The organism is Corallococcus sp. AB030, from assembly GCF_003668965.1.
Taxonomy (GTDB): Bacteria; Myxococcota; Myxococcia; order Myxococcales; family Myxococcaceae; genus Corallococcus; species Corallococcus exiguus.
In genome coordinates, this window is record NZ_RAWQ01000354.1 from 1 (window position 1) to 5,222 (window position 5,222).

Here is a 5,222-nt window from a genome sequence, read left to right on the forward strand (position 1 = left end):
GAGGACGCGGTAGTCGATGCGGTGGTGGTAGGCGGCCAGATACGGCGCCCCCGCGACGTCGATGAGCACCTGTTGGGGCGGCGTGGGCTGCTGGTTCATCCACGCCTCTGCCTCCTCCTTCGTGGCGAAGGACAGGCCCGAAGGCTTGAGCCGTTCATCCGCCATGGCCTGGAGGTAGAAGTCCAGCGTTTCTGCCCGGACCAGGTGGGTTCTTCCCGTGGCTGGAACGAACATGGCGGTGTAGTAATCGTCCCCAATCAGCACGGCCGCAACATGGACCGGCCACCTCCGAGCGGCCATGGCCGCCTCCGCCTCCGCCTTCGTGGCGAACCGGCCGATGACAAGGGGCGGGGCACCGGCATGAAGGCTCTGGACGTAGTCCTCGAATGCGTTGTCCTGGCCGGTCGAACAGATGAACTGGATGGCATTCGCGGCGATGCGGATCGCCTCCTCGCTGCCGGGCGTTCTGGGCGCGTCGTCGAGCAAGATCAGCCCGAGCACTTCCAGTTGGTCGAATAGCTTGGTCACGGCACCGTCCCTGCCAGTGGAAGTCCGACTGCTCCTTCGGTTGCCATGAGAAGTGCGGGTGCCAGTACAACGAGTCCCGCACCCGCAGAGACAACAACGAAGGCAACACCCGCGATGACGACGACAGCGCCAACCAGAAGAGACTTCCGGTTCCGGCTTGCCCAGTCCAACAGTTCTTCGGTTGAGGATACTTTCTGGGGCTGGAGTTGTTCCAGCTTGATGCAGTCCTGATAGGGCGGCAGACACTGATCGTTGCAATAGGCTTCCTTGCCGCCATCACCGCGTGGAACGCGGACATGACCGAACCCCTTGGGGACTGGGCGGCTCTTGCACCGCCGCATGCACTCCAGGTGCTCCGCGTCACAGTCCCGCACGGAGCGCGCGGTCCGCACGATGCGCCGGCCCTCGGGGGCCTTCACATAGGGGGCGAGGTCGAAGTCCCCCGCCGCGCGCCACTCCTGGGTGAAGCTCCCATCCGGGGCCTCATGCAGGAGCAAGTCATGTCATCGCGAACCGCTCAGAGCGCGGAGCCGTCCGACTTAGCCATCACCGTGCCGCCCTCACATCTCCTGCGACGGAGGCGTGGGGGCGGGCAGGGGATAGAGGACGCGGTAGTCGATGCGGTGGTGGTAGGCGGCCAGATACGGCGCCCCCGCGATGTCGATGACCAACTGCTGGGGCGGCGTGGGCTGCTGGTTCATCCACGCCTCCGCCTCCGCCTTCGTGGAGAAGGACAGTCCCGAAGGCTGGCGCCGCTCATCCGCCATCTCCTGGAGGTAATGCTCCATGAAGGGGGGCATGAAGACCAGGTGGGTCCGCCCCGTGGCTGGGACGAACATGGCGGAGTAGTAGTCGTCTCCAATCAGCACGCGTGCCGAATCGACTTGGGGCTTGCGCGCGTTCATCGCGGCTTCCGCCTCCTCTCGGGTCTTGAACCGGGCGATGACCAACGGAGGCGCGGAAGCCTCCTGGCTTTGGACATATGCTTCAAACTCGGTGCCCTGCCCGGTGCCCAGGATGAAGTAGATGGCGTCCATCGCGAAGATGAAGGCCTGCTTCTCCTCCTCAGAGGTGCTCTCCGAGTAGTGCCGTCCCAGGACCTCCAACTTGTCGAAGAAGTGCATCATGGTGCGCTCTCCACCAGGTGTTGTGCTGGGGCCACGGATGACGTCGTCAGAAGCAGCGCGGGCGCGAGCACGATGAGCCCCACGCCCGCTGAGACGACGACAAACGCGACCCCTGCGATGACCACCACGCTGCCCACCAGGATGGCGCGTTGGTTGCGCCGGGCCCATTCGGAGACCGCATCCAGCGAGGAAAGCTCCTGCGGCCGGAGCTTCTCAAGGTCGATGCAGTCCAGGTAGGGCTGTTTGCATCGGCGGACGCAGTACTCCTCCTTGCCACCAAGCCCGGGCCGTTTCGTGATGTGACTGAAGTCGCTCCCCAATGGCCGGCTCATGCATTCCTGGATGCACTCGCGGTTCTCCGCGTCACAGTCCCGAACGGAGCGCGCCGTCCGCACGATGCGCCGGCCCTCGGGGGCCTTCACGTAGTGGGCGAGGTCGAAGTCCTCCGCCGGCCGCCACTCCTGGGTGAAGCTCCCATCCGGGGCCTCCCTCAGAAGCAGCACCTGGCGGGGCAGCTCCTCCCGCGAAGGCGGAGCCACCGCCCCACGCGTCCCGCCACAGGCCGCGAGCCACACGCACAACACCACGGCCGTGGCGATTCTTCTCAGATGAACCCAGACGCGCATCCTTCCACCCAAGCAGAACCCCAGGTGGAAGTCATGTCAGCGCGAAGCGCTTCAGAACGCGGTGTTGTCCGCCTTCTTGCCCGGGGTCGAGGCCTTATTGAAAAGGCTGTAGCCCTCGACCCAGATCCCCGTGGGGCTCAGGTCCGGTTTCCGGTTGAACGAATAGCCAGGGTCCACCGGCATGCTGGAGGTCTGGTACGAGTGGCTGTCCTGCACCGTCCCGTCCGCGCGCACCAGGTACACGATGTCACCCGCGCCACCCTGGTTCACGCCCCGGTCGAACCGCAGCCCCAAGCCGCCGTTGGAGTACGTCGAGTACTGCGCCCCCGCTGGCAGCGCGGTCGACCCCGAGTACACCACGTAGGCCTTGCCCGCCGGCAACACCGTGCCCGACACGAACGTGTGCCGTGCCGGGTCCGCGCCCGAGTACGACTTCGCGTCGTGGATCTTCCAGCCGCTCAGATCCACCGACCCCGGACCCGCGTTGTAGATCTCCACGAACTGCTGGTCGTAATCCGGCGTCCCCGCGGCATTATTGAGCGGCTGCGCTAGGTACTCGTTGATGAACACCTGCTGCGTCGGCCGCGTCAGCGTGAACACCCCGTCGCTCACGTCCGCCACGTCCGCGCGCGCCGCGTCCGCCACGCGCACCCGCACGGAGGTGGAGGACTCGCTGGGCACCGTCCACGCGTAGCGGCTGGTGGACGCCGTCAGGCCTGACGCCACCGCGCGCCACACCGTCCCATCCAGCGTGTACGTGATGTTCACCTGCGACACGTTGCTGGACGTCCAGGTGATGTTGAACGTCTGGCCCGCATTCAGCGTCTCACCGCCGTTGGGCGCCGTGACCTTCACGCTTCCCGACTGCCCGGCCGAGCCGAAGTTGAAGTCGCTGAAGATGGGGTAGTGGTCCGACGTGGTGTTCTTGTAGCTGACGATGCTCGGATTGAGCACCTTCGTGGAGTTCGCCACGTGGTACGCCGCCAGCTCGTTCGTCACCAGCTGATGGTCGATGAACTGGCTGTTGCTCACCGTCGAGCGCGTCCCGGACTCCGACAGCGGCTGGGTGAGGAACTTGTAGCGAGCGGAGTCGCTCACGAAGTCCACGTAGGGTGATGGAGCCGGTTTTGCCGGGTCGGAATTCACAGGCGGCAAATAGTAGATGGACGCGTCCACGTCGTCGTTCCAGTCGCCCAGCACCATCACGTTCTGCGTCGGCAGGTTCGTGTCCAGGTAGTTCTTGAGGCACGACGCCGCGCCCTGGCGCCGCACGTACGAGTCATATTCCGCGTACGCCTTCATGTGCAGCACCATCACCGTGAGGTCCACCGGCGAGGAGCCCCGGAGCACCTTCAGGTCCACGCGCAGCGGCGGCCGGTACGCGAAGTCCTGCGCGCAGTCCGTCAGCACGACGTTCGAGCTCACCAGCTGCACCGTGCTCGTCTTGTAGAGCAGGCCCACCTTCTGGGCCGTGGGGCCGTACCAGCCATCACCCGCGAGCAGGCCGCTGTAGCCGCTGAGGTTCGCCGTCAGCGAGTTGAACGCGTCCACGCCGACGATCTCCGCCACGCCCAGCACGTCCGGCCCCGCGTCCGCGATGACCGCGGTCGCGTTGGCCAGCTGCAGCGCCTCGTCCGAGGGGCCCTCGGCCGTGGAGCCGAACCACTCGATGTTCCAGTTGCCCACCTTCAACGGCACCGCCGTCGGCTGCGTCCCGCCATCCGTCTTCGTGCCGCCGTCCGTCGTGCCGCCGTCCGTCTTCGTCCCGCCATCCGTCACCGGACCGCCGTCGGGCAGCTCCCCGGTCGACGTGGTCAGGGGCAGCTGGATGACCGCCTCCGCGTGGGCGCCGTTGGCGTCCTCCACCCGCACCGTGAACTCATACAGCGCCGGGCCCTGGGGCGTGCCGGTCAGCACCCCGTCCTCCGTCAGCGTCAGGCCGTCCGGAATCGCTCCGCCCGCCTGCGACCAGGTCAGGGGCGGCGCCCCGCCCGTGGAGGTGAAGGTGAAGGTGTAGAGGCTGCCCTCCTTCGTGGAGGGCAGCGGCGACGTCGTGGTGATGACCGGCGCCGGCCACACGCGCAACGGATAGCCTCGCGTGTGCTGGGCGCCCTTCGCGTCGCGCACCACCATCGTCAGCGTCCACTCGCCGGCCGTCGTCGCCGGGCCCACCAGCCGCCCGCTGTCTCCATAGAAGGAGAAGCCCGGCGGCACCTGGTCCACCGAATACGTGAGCGGCGCCGTGCCGCCCGTCGCCGTCAGCACCTTCTCGTAGACCGCCCCCACCGTGGCCGCCGGCAGCGTCACCTGGGGCAGCACCGGCCCCGTGGTTTCCGGTTCGTTGGAACCACAGGCCACCAGCGCGAACAGGGACGTGAGCACGACGAGCGATGACACCGCTCGGAAGGACCGGGACGACATAGGGGAACACTCCAGCACCGGGCCCGCCCCAACGCGGCCTCCCCGGAAGAGGGCACGCACCTTAACGTGTCTGCCATCCGACTGTCGCGCGCCCCCCCGCTTGCACCCCGGCGGAGCCCCTGACGCACTGCCACACGGCAATCAGTGGCGCGCTCCGCCGTCGTACACGGACAGCGCGGAAGGCTTTGCGCGCGGTCCACACGTGCAGTTGGATGGGTTCGAGCAGACGACGGAGGAGACGCGTCATGGCCGAGAAGTGGGACAGGCAGTTGATGGAGTTCCTCAAGCGCACCGGCGAGGACCTCAAGCGCACCACGGACGACCTCCGCGGCGAGGCCGAGCGTCTCCTCAAGGAAGTGAAGGACCCGGAGAAGCAGGCCAAGGTGAAGGAAGGCCTCGTGCAGCTGCGCACCTGGGCCGCCGCCACCACCAAGACCGCCGCGGAGAAGATTGAGACCGCCGTGCGCCGCGTGGAGACCTCCGTCGAGGAGGCCTTCAAGCCCGGCTCCACCAACGGCAC

4 protein-coding genes and 1 pseudogene are annotated in these 5,222 nt (G+C 66.9%); 1 reads left to right on the plus strand and 4 read right to left on the minus strand.

The window, feature by feature from the left end:
* From D7Y15_RS42045 to D7Y15_RS42065, 4 genes are all read right to left on the minus strand, one after another.
* On the minus strand, positions 1 to 528 hold a 528-nt coding region (locus D7Y15_RS42045), incomplete at its 3' end, for a head protein (RefSeq protein ID WP_121756073.1).
* Positions 529 to 1,088: 560 nt separating this feature from the next.
* The gene (locus D7Y15_RS42055; RefSeq protein WP_121756074.1) at positions 1,089 to 1,655 is read right to left on the minus strand and encodes a head protein; all 567 of its coding nucleotides are present in this window, start codon (positions 1,653 to 1,655) and stop codon (positions 1,089 to 1,091) included.
* The gene (locus D7Y15_RS46205) at positions 1,652 to 2,281 is read right to left on the minus strand and encodes a hypothetical protein (RefSeq protein WP_120578212.1); all 630 of its coding nucleotides are present in this window, start codon (positions 2,279 to 2,281) and stop codon (positions 1,652 to 1,654) included. Before D7Y15_RS46205 ends, D7Y15_RS42055 begins: the two co-directional genes overlap by 4 nt.
* Before the next feature lie 51 nt (positions 2,282 to 2,332).
* Positions 2,333 to 4,702, minus strand: a complete 2,370-nt coding sequence (locus D7Y15_RS42065) for a lamin tail domain-containing protein (RefSeq protein WP_121756075.1) — start codon at positions 4,700 to 4,702, stop codon at positions 2,333 to 2,335.
* A gap of 245 nt (positions 4,703 to 4,947) precedes the next feature.
* Here D7Y15_RS42065 and D7Y15_RS42070 point away from each other — a divergent pair.
* Positions 4,948 to 5,222, plus strand: a pseudogene (locus D7Y15_RS42070) (transcriptional regulator); the annotation flags it as partial.